A 2833-nucleotide genomic window follows, 5' to 3' on the forward strand; every position below is an offset into this window, starting at 1 on the left:
TCCCATCCCGAACACAGAAGTTAAGCTCTGCAGAGCCGATGGTACTTGGACCGCAGGGTCCTGGGAGAGTAGGACGTCGCTAGGCGAAGAGAAAGACCCGATCTTACGTAGATCGGGTCTTTTTTCATACATGGCAAGCACATAGAAACGGTGCCGCGTTCGCAGCGAAGCGGAGAACCACCGGAGCGATCGTGGAGGTATGGTACTTGGACCGCAGGGTCCTGGGAGAGTAGGACGTCGCTAGGCGAAGAGTAGGGCCTGATCTTGCCCGAATCGGGTCTTTCATATCTGTCGAGTACATTGAAATGCACCTAGGTTGCAGAGGAGCGACAAATCGTACCTAGCGAAGAATGGGTCTCTTTTGTTGTTCTTGCTGCAATTATAGTAGTGAGGATCTTGGAGGAAAAGGCTCGTTTCGATGCATATAGAGTCTTGTGAGGGATATGATTTAGCGAAAACGCTCATTTTGCACCCTTCTCCAGTTGCGCCTGTCCACCGAGCATGATATTATAGCATCTGTCGCCGCTGATGAGCGGTGCGACACACGGAGAGATGTCCGAGTTTGGTCGAAGGAGCACGATTGGAAATCGTGTAGGCGCCTAAAACGTCTCGGGGGTTCGAATCCCCCTCTCTCCGCCATTTTTCATCTTGGCGGCGTAGCTCAGCTGGCTAGAGCGACCGGTTCATACCCGGTAGGTCGGGGGTTCAAGTCCCTCCGCCGCTACCATCTTCTTCTGGAGAGATACCAAAGTGGCCAAATGGGGCGGACTGTAAATCCGTTGCGAAAGCTTCGAAGGTTCGAATCCTTCTCTCTCCACCATTCTTCAAACAACTTCACAATACAGGGGTATAGTTCAGTTGGTAGAACGTCGGTCTCCAAAACCGGATGTCGTGGGTTCAAGTCCTACTGCCCCTGCCAATGATGGCGGTCGTGGCGAAGTGGTTAACGCACCAGATTGTGGCTCTGGCATTCGGGGGTTCGATTCCCCTCGATCGCCCCATCATTACTCTTTGCAGCAACAACACCATTGGGGTGTCGCCAAGCGGTAAGGCAACGGACTTTGACTCCGTCATGCGAAGGTTCGATCCCTTCCACCCCAGCCATTGTGAGCCATTAGCTCAGTTGGTAGAGCAACTGACTTTTAATCAGTGGGTCGAAGGTTCGAGTCCTTCATGGCTCACCACTTATATGGGGGTATAGCTCAGTTGGTAGAGCACCTGCCTTGCAAGCAGGGGGTCAGCGGTTCGAATCCGCTTATCTCCACCATTGTTCCTCAATAGCTCAGTTGGTAGAGCGCCCGACTGTTAATCGGATGGTCACAGGTTCGAGTCCTGTTTGAGGAGCCATACACGGCTCGTTGGAGAAGCGGCTTAACTCACCGCCCTTTCAAGGCGGCATTCACGGGTTCGAATCCCGTACGAGTCACCATTTGGAGGTTTAGCTCAGCTGGGAGAGCATCTGCCTTACAAGCAGAGGGTCGGCGGTTCGATCCCGTCAACCTCCACCATTTTTACAAAACATTTTTAAAGGAAGGCCGACTAAGAGCAGCGACGTCCTGTCGCAACGTCGGCACTCCGACATCGTATCGTCGCGGGGTGGAGCAGTTGGCAGCTCGTCGGGCTCATAACCCGAAGGTCGCAGGTTCGAGTCCTGTCCCCGCAACCACAATGGAGCTGTGGTGTAGTGGCCTAACATGCCCGCCTGTCACGCGGGAGACCGCGGGTTCGAATCCCGTCAGCTCCGCCACTTTTACGCTTACTAAGCGGGTGTAGTTCAATGGTAGAACTCCAGCCTTCCAAGCTGGTCGCGTGGGTTCGATTCCCATCACCCGCTCCATATAAGGGCCCATAGCTCAGTTGGCTAGAGCGCACGACTGATAATCGTGAGGTCGGAAGTTCGAATCTTCTTGGGCCCACCATATCTAGTGGCAATGTCGCAGAGGTCACACCTGTTCCCATCCCGAACACAGAAGTTAAGCTCTGCAGAGCCGATGGTACTTGGACCGCAGGGTCCTGGGAGAGTAGGACGCCGCTAGGCAAAAGAGAAAGACCTGATCTTACGCAGATCGGGTCTTTTTCATATCTGGCGAGCAGATAGAAACAGTGCCGCGTTCGCAGCGGAGCGGAGAACCACCGGAGCGATAGCGGAGGTCTGGTACTTGGACCGCAGGGTCCTGGGAGAGTAGGACGCCGCTAGGCAAGTGAAAGACCCGATCCGTTATGGATCGGGTCTTTTGTGTTTTTGATCAGTAAGCTGTCTATACGGCTGAGGCCGTTGCGACTGGGGCAACACGTGTCGTTCTGGAGAGAAGTCCCGATCAGATGCTATATACGCTCACGTTCAAAGTCAGTTAATGCTGAAAAAGGCTCCGGGCCATGAATCCCGGAGCCTTTTTGCGGTTACTACTATGGATGAGGAAAAGGTAGACTCCTCAAGCTTGATTGCGCCGATTCCTCGCTGGAGCGGAATTTGTTTTGGTTTGTTTCGTAGGCAAAATTGAGGATTGAGAACAGAGATGATAAGATACTTCTTGTCGCCGCGAGACGTTGGCGGTGAGAAATAAATAATCAAGAAATTCCTGTTGACTTGTGAGCTGTTCGCATGATATTCTAATAAACGTCGCCTCGAGCGACAGACGGTGATAGCCCAGCTAAGAACGCGACGTCCTGTCGCAACGCTGGACAATGAACCTCTTGTATTGATCCTTGAAAACTAAACGAGTGTTACAGAGATGAGCTACGAGTCAAGATACAAGCTTTCTAACTTTTATTGAGAGTTTGATCCTGGCTCAGGACGAACGCTGGCGGCGTGCCTAATACATGCAAGTCGAGC

15 tRNA genes and 3 rRNA genes are annotated in these 2833 nt (G+C 52.7%); all 18 read left to right on the forward strand.

From position 1 onward, the window contains the following. Nucleotides 1-85, forward strand: a 5S ribosomal RNA gene (gene rrf / locus EV586_RS20675); the annotation flags it as partial. A 461-nt stretch (nucleotides 86-546) separates the two neighbouring features. Beyond that, nucleotides 547-639, forward strand: a tRNA-Ser gene (locus EV586_RS20680). 11 nt (nucleotides 640-650) lie between these two features. Then, nucleotides 651-727: transfer RNA gene (locus EV586_RS20685), tRNA-Met, on the forward strand. 9 nt (nucleotides 728-736) lie between these two features. After that, nucleotides 737-820, forward strand: a tRNA-Tyr gene (locus EV586_RS20690). Nucleotides 821-843: 23 nt separating this feature from the next. Beyond that, nucleotides 844-919: transfer RNA gene (locus EV586_RS20695), tRNA-Trp, on the forward strand. A gap of 6 nt (nucleotides 920-925) precedes the next feature. Continuing rightward, nucleotides 926-1001 (forward strand) — tRNA-His (locus EV586_RS20700). A 28-nt stretch (nucleotides 1002-1029) separates the two neighbouring features. Continuing rightward, nucleotides 1030-1104: transfer RNA gene (locus EV586_RS20705), tRNA-Gln, on the forward strand. Between the two features lie 4 nt (nucleotides 1105-1108). Then, nucleotides 1109-1184, forward strand: a tRNA-Lys gene (locus EV586_RS20710). Between the two features lie 7 nt (nucleotides 1185-1191). After that, nucleotides 1192-1267 (forward strand) — tRNA-Ala (locus tag EV586_RS20715). 4 nt (nucleotides 1268-1271) lie between these two features. Continuing rightward, nucleotides 1272-1347 (forward strand) — tRNA-Asn (locus EV586_RS20720). Between the two features lie 5 nt (nucleotides 1348-1352). After that, a tRNA-Glu gene (locus EV586_RS20725) sits at nucleotides 1353-1429 on the forward strand. A 3-nt stretch (nucleotides 1430-1432) separates the two neighbouring features. Further along, nucleotides 1433-1508: transfer RNA gene (locus EV586_RS20730), tRNA-Val, on the forward strand. Between the two features lie 82 nt (nucleotides 1509-1590). Further along, nucleotides 1591-1666 (forward strand) — tRNA-Met (locus tag EV586_RS20735). 4 nt (nucleotides 1667-1670) lie between these two features. Beyond that, a tRNA-Asp gene (locus tag EV586_RS20740) sits at nucleotides 1671-1747 on the forward strand. Nucleotides 1748-1763: 16 nt separating this feature from the next. After that, a tRNA-Gly gene (locus EV586_RS20745) sits at nucleotides 1764-1837 on the forward strand. Between the two features lie 5 nt (nucleotides 1838-1842). Then, nucleotides 1843-1919, forward strand: a tRNA-Ile gene (locus EV586_RS20750). A gap of 2 nt (nucleotides 1920-1921) precedes the next feature. Then, nucleotides 1922-2038: ribosomal RNA gene (gene rrf / locus EV586_RS20755) — 5S ribosomal RNA — on the forward strand. Nucleotides 2039-2766: 728 nt separating this feature from the next. Beyond that, nucleotides 2767-2833: ribosomal RNA gene (locus tag EV586_RS20760) — 16S ribosomal RNA — on the forward strand; the annotation flags it as partial.

The organism is Tumebacillus sp. BK434, assembly GCF_004340785.1.
GTDB lineage: Bacteria > Bacillota > Bacilli > Tumebacillales > Tumebacillaceae > Tumebacillus_A.